This is a genomic window from Candidatus Mycalebacterium zealandia, from assembly GCA_014075295.1.
Taxonomy (GTDB): Bacteria; Desulfobacterota_D; UBA1144; order Nemesobacterales; family Mycalebacteriaceae; genus Mycalebacterium; species Mycalebacterium zealandia.
In genome coordinates, this window is sequence record CP046180.1 from 878,020 (window position 1) to 890,973 (window position 12,954).

At 48.9% G+C, this 12,954-nt stretch carries 15 protein-coding genes; 3 read left to right on the plus strand and 12 right to left on the minus strand.

Going from position 1 to position 12,954, the window contains the following annotated elements; all coding sequences use genetic code 11:
• The 3 genes from GKS04_04370 to rpe are packed head-to-tail and all read right to left on the minus strand — an operon-like array spanning nt 1 to nt 2,018.
• Entirely contained in the window at nt 1-723 is a 723-nt protein-coding gene (locus GKS04_04370; GenBank protein ID QMU56379.1) for a hypothetical protein, read from the minus strand.
• Nucleotide 724: 1 nt separating this feature from the next.
• Nucleotides 725-1,351: a hypothetical protein gene (locus GKS04_04375; GenBank protein QMU56380.1), complete on the minus strand. Its 627-nt coding sequence runs from the start codon at nt 1,349-1,351 to the stop codon at nt 725-727.
• On the minus strand, nt 1,344-2,018 hold the full coding sequence (gene rpe / locus GKS04_04380) for a ribulose-phosphate 3-epimerase (GenBank protein ID QMU56381.1): 675 nt from the start codon (nt 2,016-2,018) through the stop codon (nt 1,344-1,346). The genes GKS04_04375 and rpe overlap by 8 nt, the downstream gene beginning before the upstream one ends.
• A gap of 59 nt (nt 2,019-2,077) precedes the next feature.
• On the opposite strand from rpe, the gene GKS04_04385 reads away from it, so the two are divergent.
• Complete coding sequence (locus GKS04_04385; GenBank protein ID QMU56382.1) at nt 2,078-3,715, plus strand: glutamine--tRNA ligase/YqeY domain fusion protein; 1,638 nt, start codon at nt 2,078-2,080, stop codon at nt 3,713-3,715.
• 9 nt (nt 3,716-3,724) lie between these two features.
• Here GKS04_04385 and GKS04_04390 read toward each other — a convergent pair whose 3' ends face one another.
• Genes GKS04_04390 through GKS04_04400 form a run of 3 tightly spaced genes read right to left on the minus strand, consistent with a single transcriptional unit; the run spans nt 3,725 to nt 5,481 of the window.
• Nucleotides 3,725-4,282 carry a redoxin domain-containing protein gene (locus tag GKS04_04390; GenBank protein QMU56383.1) on the minus strand — a complete coding sequence of 186 codons (558 nt, stop codon included), beginning with the start codon at nt 4,280-4,282 and terminating at the stop codon, nt 3,725-3,727.
• 15 nt (nt 4,283-4,297) lie between these two features.
• Nucleotides 4,298-4,495 (minus strand): CDGSH iron-sulfur domain-containing protein, encoded by a 198-nt coding sequence (locus GKS04_04395; GenBank protein QMU56384.1) that lies wholly within the window; start codon nt 4,493-4,495, stop codon nt 4,298-4,300.
• 29 nt (nt 4,496-4,524) lie between these two features.
• Complete coding sequence (locus GKS04_04400; GenBank protein QMU56385.1) at nt 4,525-5,481, minus strand: branched-chain amino acid transaminase; 957 nt, start codon at nt 5,479-5,481, stop codon at nt 4,525-4,527.
• A gap of 144 nt (nt 5,482-5,625) precedes the next feature.
• On the opposite strand from GKS04_04400, the gene GKS04_04405 reads away from it, so the two are divergent.
• A complete protein-coding gene (locus GKS04_04405) occupies nt 5,626-6,870 on the plus strand; it encodes a glycosyltransferase (protein ID QMU56386.1) in 1,245 nt (414 codons plus the stop codon).
• A gap of 2 nt (nt 6,871-6,872) precedes the next feature.
• Here GKS04_04405 and der read toward each other — a convergent pair whose 3' ends face one another.
• Nucleotides 6,873-8,240, minus strand: coding sequence for a ribosome biogenesis GTPase Der (der, locus tag GKS04_04410; protein QMU56387.1), 1,368 nt, complete (start codon nt 8,238-8,240; stop codon nt 6,873-6,875).
• Between the two features lie 29 nt (nt 8,241-8,269).
• Here der and ybeY point away from each other — a divergent pair, with 29 nt between their 5' ends.
• Nucleotides 8,270-8,713, plus strand: coding sequence for an rRNA maturation RNase YbeY (ybeY, locus tag GKS04_04415; protein QMU56388.1), 444 nt, complete (start codon nt 8,270-8,272; stop codon nt 8,711-8,713).
• On the opposite strand, the gene scpB is transcribed toward ybeY, so the two are convergent.
• The 5 genes from scpB to GKS04_04440 are packed head-to-tail and all read right to left on the minus strand — an operon-like array spanning nt 8,681 to nt 12,948.
• Nucleotides 8,681-9,337 carry an SMC-Scp complex subunit ScpB gene (gene scpB / locus GKS04_04420; GenBank protein ID QMU56389.1) on the minus strand — a complete coding sequence of 219 codons (657 nt, stop codon included), beginning with the start codon at nt 9,335-9,337 and terminating at the stop codon, nt 8,681-8,683. The two genes, ybeY and scpB, sit on opposite strands and share 33 nt — an antisense overlap.
• Nucleotides 9,306-10,115 carry a hypothetical protein gene (locus GKS04_04425; GenBank protein QMU56390.1) on the minus strand — a complete coding sequence of 270 codons (810 nt, stop codon included), beginning with the start codon at nt 10,113-10,115 and terminating at the stop codon, nt 9,306-9,308. Before GKS04_04425 ends, scpB begins: the two co-directional genes overlap by 32 nt.
• A 9-nt stretch (nt 10,116-10,124) precedes the next feature.
• Nucleotides 10,125-10,772 carry a site-2 protease family protein gene (locus tag GKS04_04430; GenBank protein QMU56391.1) on the minus strand — a complete coding sequence of 216 codons (648 nt, stop codon included), beginning with the start codon at nt 10,770-10,772 and terminating at the stop codon, nt 10,125-10,127.
• Nucleotides 10,772-11,713 (minus strand): site-specific tyrosine recombinase XerD, encoded by a 942-nt coding sequence (gene xerD, locus GKS04_04435; protein ID QMU56392.1) that lies wholly within the window; start codon nt 11,711-11,713, stop codon nt 10,772-10,774. Before xerD ends, GKS04_04430 begins: the two co-directional genes overlap by 1 nt.
• Nucleotides 11,695-12,948: an adenosylhomocysteinase gene (locus GKS04_04440; GenBank protein QMU56393.1), complete on the minus strand. Its 1,254-nt coding sequence runs from the start codon at nt 12,946-12,948 to the stop codon at nt 11,695-11,697. Before GKS04_04440 ends, xerD begins: the two co-directional genes overlap by 19 nt.
• Nucleotides 12,949-12,954 lie beyond the last annotated feature (6 nt).

Sequence of the window (12,954 nt, forward strand, 5' to 3'; positions counted from 1 at the left end):
TCAATCAAGTCCGGCAAATTCACACATCGTGTTGATTTTAGAAAAGGCCTGACTCCCTATTTCCTCTTCAAGATCGCTTTTGCCGTGTTTAGTGGTCAAAATTATCTTTTTATTCTCTCTGTATCTTGAGGAAATTATGTTTTCAAGAACGGTTTTTTCCCATTCCGTTAAAGGGCGTGAGTCCATGCCGATGCCGTCAATAACAAGAACCTCTGTTTCAAAATACGGAGCAAGCAAGGCAATCTCAGAAACCCCTTCTTCTCTGCCTTTCAGTTGAAGTATCAGGTCGTTAAAATCGCAAAACAGCCCGTCTTTTCCGTTTTTCAGGGTCAAACCTTTAAGAACTGCGGCGGCAAAACTGCTTTTCCCGCGTCCGGCGGAGCCGTAAAGAACAAAACCTTTTTCCTGCGGATATTTCTTGACGAAGTCTTTCATATAAGTAATCGCTTTCACAATTGAGCGGCTTCCGCCGCCTGATTTTAAACTGGCTGAATACATCGCGGCGGGAATTTTCGCGTTGTTGTATTTTTTCATATTTTTCAGCACCGCGCCGCAGTACGGACACGGAGAGGCGTATCTGTAACCTTCCTTGTTTTCAACAACCAGTCCGCTGCCACCACATTCTTCACAATCCTTTTTGCAGTCGCACACTTCGGCGTGGGCGAACCGTTCGCCGCGAGTCACTCTGCACCCCAACCCTCTGCATTTTTCGCAATCGGCCACTTCACATATCCTCTAAAGAAAACAGTTTTTGCATCCCCGTCTCTTTGATTACCAAATCGTTTATGAAAGCCGCAAGGGCTTTATTTTTTTCGTTTTCATTGATGAAATTTCTGCCCGATGAAGCAATGGTTTCACCGGCGCGGTGTTTTATTCTTTCCGCCAGCGCGGAATCAAAACCCATTATAAGTTCAGCACAGACTTGCTCGCGCAGGGCTTCAAGAAACTCCACAACCCCTTCACGGCGGGATGCGGGATTTGAAAGTTTTTTCTGCGCGTTTTGGAGGCATGTTTTGACGTTCTCATTGTCCGTTTGCTCAATAGCGGCAGCGAGTTTCCGGGAGATTTGCACTATAGCGGAGTGGGTTTCAGTCGGCGCGGACCGGCGCGGTTTCTCCGCCCCGCCATGTGAACGAATGAAGCGCGCGCATTGTGTAATTGTAAGTTTTTTTGGCTCGCGCACGGTGGTTTTGAGCGCTTCTTTTATCCCTAGAAATACATCTTCTTTGGAAACCCCATTGCTTCGCAACTCCAAAATGGTGTACTTATCCTCCGATGAAATTATGCCCGCTTTGCCGGTCAGCGAGCAGAAATAATCAGTGATTTCCCTGATGTACGCGGCGTCAGACATCTATCGCTTTCATCTCCCTGACCGCTTCGGCAATATCCGGACGCCCGAAAATGCCCGAACCGCTCACAACGGCATCCGCGCCGGCTTTGAAAACCGCTCTGGCTTTCTCAATCTCTATGCCTCCGTCAACTTCCAAAATCGGGACACCCTCGCCCGGAACTCCAAGCATTTCGCGCAAGTCCTCTATTTTTTTCAGTGAGGGTTCAAGAAAGCTCTGTCCCGAAAAACCCGGCTCAACAGACATCACGAGCACAATGTCGGCATGCCGCAAGACCGATTCAAGAACGGAAACAGGGGTGGACGGATTGATGGCAACTCCGGCTTTGACTCCAAGAGCGCGTATTTCTTCAAGCGCCGAAGCGATGTCTTTGGTGGCTTCAATCTGGACCGTTATGTTGTTGATTCTGTTTCCTCCCGCGCTCGCAAAGGACTCAACAATTTTTTCAGGATTGTTAATCATTAAATGAACGTCCATCGGCGGACACGAAATTGTTGAAAGAGACCGCACAACGGGAACGCCAATGCTTATGTTTGGAACAAAACAGCCGTCCATAACATCAACATGAATCCAGTCGGCTCCAGCTTCGGCAACCGTAAGAACCTGTTCGCCGAGTTTTGTGAAATCCGCCGCTAATATTGAGGGGGCAACTACCACTTTTGGAATTATAACATAGTTGAAATTTGAGGTGTGAACTGTAAAGGCGGAGTGTTATAATCCAAAATTCAATGACGGACTCCGGCAAAAAAGACTTCATAAGGGAAATCATTGCGCACGACTCTCACGGCGGAAAAAAAATTGTGACACGCTTTCCTCCCGAACCCAACGGGTTTCTGCATATCGGACACGCAAAATCAATATGCCTCAACTTTTCAGTTGCGGAGGGAAAGGGAACCTGCAACCTGAGATTTGATGACACTAACCCTCAAAAAGAGAGTGAAGAGTTTATTGAAGCGATTAAGAACGACATACAATGGCTCGGTTTTGACTGGGAAGACCGCCTCTTTTTTGCTTCGGACTACTTCGAAAAACTGTATGAATTCGCCGTTAATCTCATAGAAAATGACTCCGCCTATGTTGACGACCTGAGTGCGGAAGAAATACGCCAATATCGTGGCACATTGACCGAACCGGGCAGAAACAGCCCTTTCAGGAATAGAACGGCGAACGAAAACCTGACACTTTTCAAGGAAATGAAAGAGAGAAAATTCTCCGAGGGCGAAAAAGTTCTGAGGGCGAAAATTGACATGACTTCGGGCAACATCAATATGCGCGACCCCGTAATTTACCGCGTAATTAAAACCCCTCACCACAAAACCGGAGAAAAATGGAGCATATATCCGACTTACGATTTCGCGCATCCGCTTTCAGATGCGATTGAGGGAATAACACACTCTCTTTGCACGTTGGAGTTTGAAGACCACCGCCCGCTTTACAACTGGTTTGTTGAACGTTTTGCCACTCAGACGGGTGGTAATCCGTGCCAAATTGAGTTCGCGCGACTTGAGCTGAGCCATACGGTTATGAGCAAAAGAAAACTGTCTGAGATTGTTGAGAAAAACATTGTGAACGGATGGGACGACCCGCGAATGCCGACAATATCGGGAATGAGACGGCGCGGATACCCGCCCGAAGCCATAAGGAGTTTTTGCGACAAAATTGGAGTTACGAAACAGAAAAGCGTCATTGAAGCGGATTTACTTGAACACACTGTCAGAGAAACTTTGAATAAAATCGCGCCGAGACGCATGGCGGTTCTTGAACCTCTCAAACTTGTGATAACGAATTTTCCACAGGACGAGGAAGAATCCCTACCCGCCGTGAACAATCCCGAAGACCCGGGCACCGGAGAAAGGCAGGTGCCATTTTCGCGCGAATTGTACATTGAGCACGAAGATTTTATGGAAAACCCGTCCAAAAAGTTTCACCGTCTCGCTCCGGGCGCAGAGGTCCGGTTGAGATACGCGTATTTTGTCACCTGTGTTGAAGTCGTAAAAGACTCAAATGGCAAAGTCACGGAGTTGCATTGTGAATACGACCCTGAAACAAAGGGAGGGCAGGCACCGGACGGCAGAAAAGTCAAGGCGACAATACACTGGGTCAGCGCGAAACACTGCAAAAAAGCCCAAGTACGGCTTTACGACAAACTTTTTACCGAAAAGACCCCCGGCGTGGACGATCCGGTCAATCCGAATTCGCTTCGGGTTCTGAACGGCGTTTTGGTTGAGCCGTCATTGGAAAACGCGAAAATGGGAGATGTTTTTCAATTTGAAAGAAAGGGGTATTTTGCGGTTGATGAGGATTCTTCGAACGGAGAAGAAAAGATTTTTAACGAAACGGTTGGAATCAGAGGCGTCAAGTTTTGACGGCGCCGCTCACTTCTTCCATTTAATGTTGCAACCCATGCTCGGAATCTGACTTTCCGAAAGCGCCTCTCCGGCAATTACGGCATCAAGCGCGGCTCTTAAGTCCGCCCCGGTTACGGGCTTGCCATTCTCAGGACGGGAATTGTCCATCTGCCCGCGATACACGCAGGAAAAATCCCTGTCAAAAACAAAAAAGTCGGGAGTGCATGCTGCGTCATACGCTCTGGCAATTTCCTGATTTTCGTCGAAAAGATACGAAAACGGATAGTTCAAACGCTTCGCGTCTTCCAGCATCTTGTCGGGGGAATCATCGGGATAGTTTTCCACATCATTTGAGTTTAGCGCGACAAAGGACACGCCTCTGGCGATGTAATCGTCCGCGAGACTGACCAACCCGGGTTGAATGTGCTTCACATACGGACAGTGGTTGCAGATGAACATAACAACAGTCGCAATATCGGACTTGAAATTGGCGAGGGTTTTGTTCTCTCCGCTTACAACATCAGGAAGGTTGAAATCCGGCGCTTTCATTCCGAGCGGCACCATATTTGACGGGGTTAAAACCATTTTCACTCCTCGCGGTCAGCCGTTTTTCTCATCTTTGAAACCGTTTTTCTTATGCGTTCCGTCACAAAACGGCTTGTTTGAAGACTCTCCACATCTGCACAGGGCGGATTTGTCTCCACATTCAATCTTGTCGCCGTTTGAGTCCAGAAGATCAAAATCGCCTGACACGATAATGGGACCGTCTTTGAAAATTTGAATTGAGGGTTTGGACATCTCTTTGAATTCTAACACATACGATGTGTTTACGGCTTGGTTTCAAGCCACTCTCCGTATTTTCCGTTTTCCGCCCGCGTAATTTCAAAAAACGCATTTTGAAGTTTTTTCGTAATTGCTCCCGGCTTTCCGGTATTGATTTTTCTGTTGTCCACTTCGCGCACGGGGGTTATTTCCGCCGCGGTGCCGGTCAGAAAAATTTCGTCCGCACTGTAAAGCTCGTCTCTTGTGAACCTCTGTTCGCGCAGTTCAATGCCCTCATCAGTAGCAAGGCGGATTACACATCCGCGCGTTATCCCTTCAAGCGCGGAAGACAGCGGAGGCGTTTTTATGACGCCGTTGCGGACAATAAAAATGTTCTCGCCGCTACCTTCGGAGACAAACCCCTCGGCGTCCAGAAGAATAGCTTCGTCAAAACCGGTGGAAACCGCCTCCTGCTTGGCAAGAACCGAATTGACATAGTTGCCGCAGATTTTCGCCTTTGTCATAAACGAATTGACATGCATGCGCGTGTATGAGGAAATTTTTGTCCTGATGCCATTGTTGAGTCCGTCGCTTCCTAGATACGCGCCCCAGTTCCAAGCGGCAATTGCCGTGCCGACCGGATTCTTCGCGGGCAAAATACCCATTGTGCCCGAACCAAGAAAAGAGATTGGGCGGATATACGCTTCTTCAAGACGGTTTTTTTCCAGCAGTTCAAAAATCGCACGTCTTATTGTTTTCTTCGTGTGAGGAATCTTCATTCCGGCAATGTGGGCGGACATGAAAAATCTGTCAATATGGGCGCTGAGTTTCAAAACCGCGGTGCGCCCGTTTTTGGCGCTTTTATAAGCCCTGATACCTTCAAAAACCCCCATTCCGTAGTGAAGTGTGTGGGTCAGGATATGAACATTGGCGTCATTCCATGAAACAAATGAGCCGTTGAACCATATAAGTTTCGGTGTGCCGCCTTTCGCGCTTTTGCTTTTCTTTGATGAAGTTGGCATTAGAAAAAACCTGTTCGCCTCTTTCCGGTCTCAAGACGAACAATCAATCCGTGCAGGGCAAAATCCTATATTGTAAAGCGTTGATATTCAAGAAGCACACCAACGCACTTTGTGTTAAATTAAGTCGTTCCAAAGAGCCGTCAAATGAAGTCTGAAAACAGCGAAAAAAGAGTTTTGTTCATCAACCATTCCGTTCGGGATGGCGGACCCGGGCGAAGTCTTTTCTACATCCTCAAACATATTGACAGAAAAATCATCCGCCCTTTTGTTCTAATCCCGCGAGATGACATCTTTTCCGAACGGCTCAAAGAAGAAGGCATATACCGCGATGTCATTATTGATTCCCGTTTTCCCGACGGGTTTTTCCGCCCCGTTTCCGCAAGACTCTCCATAAAACCGGAGGCGGCGGGCTTTTTAGCCCCCGCGCTGACAGCTTTTCTAAAAACCGCCTACGCGGTCGTGAACATTGTAAGGATAGCCGCGCTTGTTTTCAATTGCGGCGGATTGTTGCGCGAACTGCGCATAGATTTAATCCACTGCAACGGCACAATAGCGAAAATCACCGGCGCTTTTATCGGCTTGATTCACCGGCGCCCCGTGGTCTGGCATGTGAGAAACATACAGCAAGTCCGTTTTCTCAAATTCGTGATAACCCGCCTCGCCTCTTTGAGCGCGGTAAAAAAAATAATCTGCGTTTCGCGAGCAACCGCCCTGCAGTTCGGCGACAACCCCAAAGTGCGCGTGATATACAACGGCATAGACCCGGAAGATTTTGAACGCCGGACTTCAAGCGGAGTTTTGAGAAAGGAGTTTTCCATCCCCGAAGACTCAATCATAATCGGAAACACCGGAAGAGTGGTTCCGCGCAAAGGATACAAGCATATGATTGAAGTGGCGGCGACTCTTTTGAAAAACGGAGATTTGAGAAACAAAATCAAGTTCGTGATTGTCGGCGACACGCCCGGTTTTTTCGCGAAAAATCATTTGTCTGAAATAAAAGCGCGCGTTGAGCACATGGGAATCGCGGACTGTTTTGTTTTTACGGGTTTCAGGAAAGATGTGTCAGGCTGCCTCGCAGATTTTGACATCTTCCTGATGCCGTCCAATTACCCCGACCCGTTTCCGCGTTCGGTCATAGAGGCAATGTCTTTCGCGATACCGGTTACGGGTTTCAAAGTGGGAGGCATAGAGGAATCCGTTGAGGACGGCGTTACGGGAATTTTAAGCCCCCCCGGAGACGATTCGCACATGACCGAAAGCGTCCTCAGACTTATTGAAGACGAAGATTTGAGAAAATCAATGGGGCAAGCGGGACAACGGCGCGCGAAGAGTTTGTATTCGGCAAAAGACAAAACGGCTGAGGTCCAATCCGTGCTTACAGAGGATTGAAATCAGCCTCGCTTGACGACATCTTTATTTTCCCTCTTGCGGAAAAACAGCCGAATCGGCGTCCCCTCAAAACCAAACTCTTTCCGTATTCCGTGCTCAATATATTTTGAATAATTAGCAGGCACCGCCATAGATGTGGCGTTTGTGAAAATAACAAAACCCGGCGGCTCAACGCGAACCTGACTAATATAATACGCCTTGAACTCGCGACCGCGAAAAACGGAAGGCCCCCCTTTTACGGCTCTCTTGAGAAAGTCATTTAGTTTTCTGGTGGGAATTTTTTCCCTGTGCCATTTGTGCGCTTTAGTCACACAGTCAAAAAGCCGGTTGATTTTTTTACCCTCAAGGGCGGAGATTGTTACCGTTTTGGAAAAATAGAGCGCTCCACCGAGACGTTGCACGGTTTTCCTGCCAATATCTTTAGTCTCGCGCGCGGCTTGAGGCGCAAGATCCCATTTATTCAAGGCTATTATAGCGGATTTGCCCCTGTCTTCTATAAGACCCGCGAGGCGAGTGTCCTGACGGGATGGCCCCTCGGACGCGTCTATCATAAGCACCGCCACATCGCACGCCGCTATGCTTCTTATCGCTTTGAGTGTTCCAAGCCGCTCAACAGAACCTCCGATTTTTGCTCTTCTCCGCACGCCCGCCGTGTCGGTAATGACGTATTTTCCCCCGCCGTATTCAAACGGAACATCAACCGAATCACGTGTAGTTCCGGGAACGGGACTTGTTATCATCCTCTCTTTTTGGAGGATTGTGTTCACAAGCGTGGACTTGCCGACATTGGGCTTTCCTAAAACGGCAATCCGTATGGGCTCGTCCGCGGCGCCATTCTTTTCCGCTTTTGCAGGCGGAAGCGCGGCGGTAATGTCATCAAGAAGTTCATATGTGTTACGCCCGTGAAGAGCGGAAATCCCCCTCATTTTCACCTCTCCGAGAAAGTGAAAATTATCAACGAACTTCTCATGCTTTTCGTGGTCAATCTTGTTCACAAAGCAGAAAACCTCTTTTCCGCTTTTTCTGAGCATCCGCATAATCTCAATGTCTTCGGGAACGGGGTTCTCCATTCCGTTGGTAAGCATCACTATTAAATCCGCTTCCTCAATGGCAATTGCCGCCTGCTCCTTCGCGCCCGGCGGAGCGGCGTCTCTCCCGAGCGGCTCAAGTCCCGCCGTATCCACAACGGAGAAATTTCTGCCGTTCCAATTCATATCGGAGTAAATTCTGTCTCTCGTAACCCCGGGCACGGACTCCACAATGGCTTTGTCCGTTCCGGTGATTCTGTTGAACAGAGTTGATTTTCCGACGTTAGGTCTGCCCACAATTGCCACGAGAGGCACTGAGCGTTTTTTGTTACTGACGGGCATGACGATTGGAAATTATATATTATTCAGCTATGTTCACAGAGCGCGGCGCAAGAAACATTTCCATCTCCATTACAGACCGGAGCGGTCTTGCGGAGAAAAAGCACCTTAAACTAATCACCCTTTGCGCCCGCAAAGCCACCGCCCTGCTCTCGCCGGGAGGCGATGTCAGCATTGCCATTATTGATGACAATGAGATGAGAGAACTCAACAAAACCTACAGGAAAATCTCAAAAACAACAGATGTTCTCTCATTTGAGCAAAACACCGGAGGGCTCGCAGGCGATGTCGCAATTTCAATTGAAACGGCCCGCAGACGCGCCGACCTCTACGGCATAACATTTGAGGAGGAAATCAAACGGCTCGTCATTCACGGCATTTCCCATCTTGCCGGACACACGCATAAAAAGAAAAAAGAGCGTGAAAAAATGCGCGCCGAAGAGTCAAGAGTTTTCCGCGCCATCGCGGGGCTGTGAATTGTCCGGCCGCGGGGTGGAGGCATCATCACCTTCGGGTTGAGGTTCGGGCGTTTCCGGTTCGGGTCTGAGCAAAGTCGGCTCCGCGCCGAGGTCTTTTTCAATCTCCTCAATCTCTTTGAGCGTGGGAAGGTCTGAGAGGTTTTCCATGCCAAAGGTTTGAAGAAATTCCTCGGTGGTTTTATAGAGAAACGGTCTGCCGGGAACATCTTTTCTTCCGCATATTTCAAGCATTCCCCTTTCCATAAGAAGGTTGACCACCGCGGAGGAGTCCACGCCGCGTATTTCCTCAATGTCTGCTTTTGTGAGCGGTTGCTGATACGCGGAGATGGCGAGCACTTCAAGCGCTGCTTTGCTCAACCGCAGTTTTTTGATTTTTTTGTTGAAGCCCGTGATGTCTTCCGTAAACTCTTTTTTCGTGCGAAACTGGTAACCGCCCGCGACCTTCACCAACTCAAAGCCCCTGTCCATGCCGTTCCACTCATTTGAGACCTCATTGAACGCAGCGGCAATATCCTCGGATGAAAGTTCCGGCAAACCACTTTTAAGCGACGCTGGGCTTACGGGTGATTCGGACGCGAAAATCACCGCTTCAATTATTTTCTTTATCCGGCTTTTCTCCATCTTTTTCTTCCTCCGAGTATAAAAGTTTTATCGCGGAAAATGGTTTTTTCTGAAACAGTTCAACAACCTCTTTTCTCGCAAGTTCAAGAACAGCAACAAAAGAAATGGCGATATGGCTTCTTGACGGCTTTTCGTCAAAAAGCATATTAAAATCATCAATGACACCCTTCTCCCTTATCTTTTCGTGTATCTCGGAGATTCTCTGCTCAACCGACACGGGGTCTATGGTGAAAGATATCTCTTCGGCGTCGCCTTCGTTAATTCTGGCTCTCATTTCGCAAAGCGCTACTATGAGGGGCCACACGCCGCTCGCCGCAACTTCGGTTTCAATTTCGGGTTCACCGAACTCTTCTGAGTATCTGAGACCCTTTCCGAACACATCTCTGCCGAGCAAACTTATCTCACCCATTCTTGCCGCCGCGTCTCTGAACCGCTCATACACAACCAGCCGCCGCGCGAGTTCCAAACGCGGGTCGGTTCCGTCTTCGTGTTCATCTTCTTCGGTTTTGGGCAAAAGCATTCTCGACTTCACAAGCCCCAGTTCGGCGAGAAGTGGAAGATACTGCGCGACCGAATCAAAATCGCCGCGGCGCATAATCTCCAACTGCTTGTTGTATTGTTCGGAGACTTCCGCGATTGGAATATCGTAAATATTGATTTCGCTTTTCTTCACGAGGGAAAGCAGAAGGTCCAAAGGACCCTCAAACTGTTCAATGTCAACTGTGTAGAAACCGCCGCTACGGGGGTCGGAACCTGAAACTGTTTTTTGCTCAGTCATTGGACGTTTTTATAAAATCCCGCTTTCTCCCGTAAAAAGAATGACCAACTGCTTCACCGGAGTCCACAGTACGCGCATCGCGCCCTCTCTGGCAAAAATAAAAATCCCGAACAGTAAAAGCATGCCAAATTTTTCAAAACGCGCGTAAAAATTCGCCGCCGTGTGCGGAAGAAGTCCGTAGAGAATCCTTGAGCCGTCAAGCGGGGGAATGGGAATGAGGTTGAAAACCGCAAGCGCAACACTGTAAACAATAATCAACAACAGGAAATTTCCAATAAAAACCCAGACGTTTGAGAACAGAACCCCTTCCGCGCCGCCGCTCGCGAGAAACTGGAATGCCGCCCCGGCAATAACCGCCGTCAGTATGTTTGACAAAGGCCCCGCGGCGGCAATGTAAATCATCTCCGTTTTGGGGTTTTTAAGATTTCGCAAATCAACCGGCACGGGCTTTGCCCACCCGAACCCTGCTACAAACATCAGCACGGTACCCAGAAGGTCAAGATGAGAAAGGGGGTTGAGCGTAAGACGCCCCATTCTCCGCGCGGTTTTGTCTCCAAGCGCGTCCGCCACGAGCGCGTGACTGAACTCATGCACGGTCAGCACAAAAAGTATGGCAACCGCCGTTACCGCAATCTGAAAAGGGTCAAGGGAAAACATCAAGCCCTCGGATGGAATTTGTCATGGAGCCTCTGGATCTCACCGCTCTCAACCGAAGTGTAAATCTGAGTAACCGATATGTCAGAGTGTCCGAGAAGCATTTGGATTGTCCTGAGGTCAGCCCCCCTGCTGAGCAAATGCGTGGCGAATGAATGCCTCATTGTGTGTGGACTGATGTTCTGCTTTATCCCGGCAACTACGGCGTAAAACTTTATCATTTTCCACAACTGCTGTCTGGTCAAACACGTTCCCCTGCGCGAAACAAACAGATACGGAGACTGCCTGCCTTTGAGTAGAGAATCCCTCGCGCCTCCGACATACAGGTCAATTTTTTCAAGCGCCTTTCTGCCAATCGGTATGAGACGTTCCTTGCCTCCCTTGCCGCGAACCATAAGATATGCCTGCGCGCCGTCTCCATGAAGCCAGTTGAGTTCAAGAGACGACAGTTCGGAAACGCGCATTCCGGTGGCGTAGAACAGTTCAAGAATGGCTGAATTTCTCAAGTTTTCGGGCTTTCCGCCGGCTTCAAGCTCCGGAGCGTCAAGGATTTTCCCAATGTTTTCCTCGGAAAGCACTTTCGGCAGGTTTTTGTCCGTTCTGCGTGCCGACACATCTTCAGTCGGGTCCGCGCCGACAATTTTTTCGCTTTGCAGAAACTTGTAAAATTTTCTGACAGACGAAAGGTAGCGGTTAACCGAACGCGCGCTCAAGCCCCTGTCCATCAGGGAAGCAAGAAAATCATTCACTGCTCCGCGGCCAACATCCGATAAATCGGCTTTCGGGGAATTTGTTTTCACAAACGAAATAAACTTTTCAATATCCGCGCAATACGCTTTGGCTGTGTTTACGGAAAGTCCCTGAACAACAATCAGATGCCCTTCAAACAATTCCCTTAACTCAGACGGGGAGTTGTCAACGAGTTTTAGGTTCCCACTTCCCATGAGTTAAGGTATTTTCTCTGTTCCGAGGTCAGTTTGTCTATATTTATTCCCAGCGCTTTCAGTTTTATGGATGCAATTCGCGCATCCAGTTTTTCGGGAACACCGTAAACATCGGGCTTGAGATTGCGGCCCTTTTTCACAAGATACTCACAGGAAAGAGCCTGATTGGCGAAACTCATGTCCATCACGCTTGAGGGATGCCCCTCCGCCGCCGCCAGATTGACGAGCCGCCCCTGACCGAGAATATTGACTTTCCGCCCGTTTTTCAGGGTGTGTTCTTCAATATACTCCCTTATCACGCGTGTAGATTTTGTGATTGAAGCGAGTTTTTTAAGGTCTATCTCCGCGTCAAAATGTCCGGAGTTGCAGACAATCGCGCCGGTTTTCATCTTCACGAAATGCTCTTTTCTAATGACGTTGAGGTTTCCCGTAACAGTACAGAAAAAATCTCCCAGCGGCGAGGCTTCACTCATCGGCATAACGTTGAATCCGTCCATTTTGGCTTCAAGCCCCTTTATGGGGTCAATCTCGGTAACGATTACGTTCGCGCCCATTCCCCTCGCTCTCATTGCAAGCCCTTTCCCGCACCAGCCGTAGCCAGCGACCACAAAACTGGTTCCCGATATAAGCCGGTTCGTCGCGCGGATTATTCCGTCCAGAGTGCTTTGTCCCGTTCCGTAGCGGTTGTCAAAAAAGTGTTTGGTTTTCGCGTCATTCACGGCGAAAATCGGATATTTCAGTTTGTTCTGCGCGGCAAGGCTCTTAAGCCTTATGACTCCCGTGGTCGTCTCTTCCGTTCCGCCGATTATGTTGTTGTAATTGTCGCTTTTGCTTTTGTGTATCTCCGCCGTAATGTCCGCGCCGTCATCCATCGTAACATGCGGCTTCATAGCCAGAACAGCTTTGAGGTGCTTGTGAAAAGTCGCGGTGCTTTCGCCTTTTACGGCAAAAGTCGGTATGCCTCTTTTCACCAGATATGCCGCAACATCGTCCTGAGTGCTCAAAGGGTTTGACGCGCAGAGACTCACTTGCGCCCCGCCCGCTTTTAGGGTCGTCATAAGATTTCCGGTTTCCGTTGTAACATGAAGACAAGCCGCAACCCGTATGCCTTTAAGCGGCTTTGTGCGCAAAAACTCCGTCTCTATCGCTCCGAGAACGGGCATCTGCTGAGCAGCCCATTCCGCTCTGAGTTTTCCCTCGGTCGCAAGCTTGATGTCTTTGATATCGTTTTCCATTTTTTC

What these genes read in the sequence shown, in the direction of transcription:
- GKS04_04375 (QMU56380.1), bottom strand. Translation starts at nt 1,351, where the DNA reads ATGTCTGACGCCGCGTACATCAGGGAAATCACTGATTATTTCTGCTCG.
- GKS04_04385 (QMU56382.1), top strand. Translation starts at nt 2,078, where the DNA reads ATGACGGACTCCGGCAAAAAAGACTTCATAAGGGAAATCATTGCGCAC.
- GKS04_04390 (QMU56383.1), bottom strand. Translation starts at nt 4,282, where the DNA reads ATGGTTTTAACCCCGTCAAATATGGTGCCGCTCGGAATGAAAGCGCCG.
- GKS04_04395 (QMU56384.1), bottom strand. Translation starts at nt 4,495, where the DNA reads ATGTCCAAACCCTCAATTCAAATTTTCAAAGACGGTCCCATTATCGTG.
- GKS04_04400 (QMU56385.1), bottom strand. Translation starts at nt 5,481, where the DNA reads ATGCCAACTTCATCAAAGAAAAGCAAAAGCGCGAAAGGCGGCACACCG.
- GKS04_04405 (QMU56386.1), top strand. Translation starts at nt 5,626, where the DNA reads ATGAAGTCTGAAAACAGCGAAAAAAGAGTTTTGTTCATCAACCATTCC.
- der (QMU56387.1), bottom strand. Translation starts at nt 8,240, where the DNA reads ATGCCCGTCAGTAACAAAAAACGCTCAGTGCCTCTCGTGGCAATTGTG.
- ybeY (QMU56388.1), top strand. Translation starts at nt 8,270, where the DNA reads ATGTTCACAGAGCGCGGCGCAAGAAACATTTCCATCTCCATTACAGAC.
- scpB (QMU56389.1), bottom strand. Translation starts at nt 9,337, where the DNA reads ATGGAGAAAAGCCGGATAAAGAAAATAATTGAAGCGGTGATTTTCGCG.
- GKS04_04425 (QMU56390.1), bottom strand. Translation starts at nt 10,115, where the DNA reads ATGACTGAGCAAAAAACAGTTTCAGGTTCCGACCCCCGTAGCGGCGGT.
- GKS04_04430 (QMU56391.1), bottom strand. Translation starts at nt 10,772, where the DNA reads ATGTTTTCCCTTGACCCTTTTCAGATTGCGGTAACGGCGGTTGCCATA.
- xerD (QMU56392.1), bottom strand. Translation starts at nt 11,713, where the DNA reads ATGGGAAGTGGGAACCTAAAACTCGTTGACAACTCCCCGTCTGAGTTA.
- GKS04_04440 (QMU56393.1), bottom strand. Translation starts at nt 12,948, where the DNA reads ATGGAAAACGATATCAAAGACATCAAGCTTGCGACCGAGGGAAAACTC.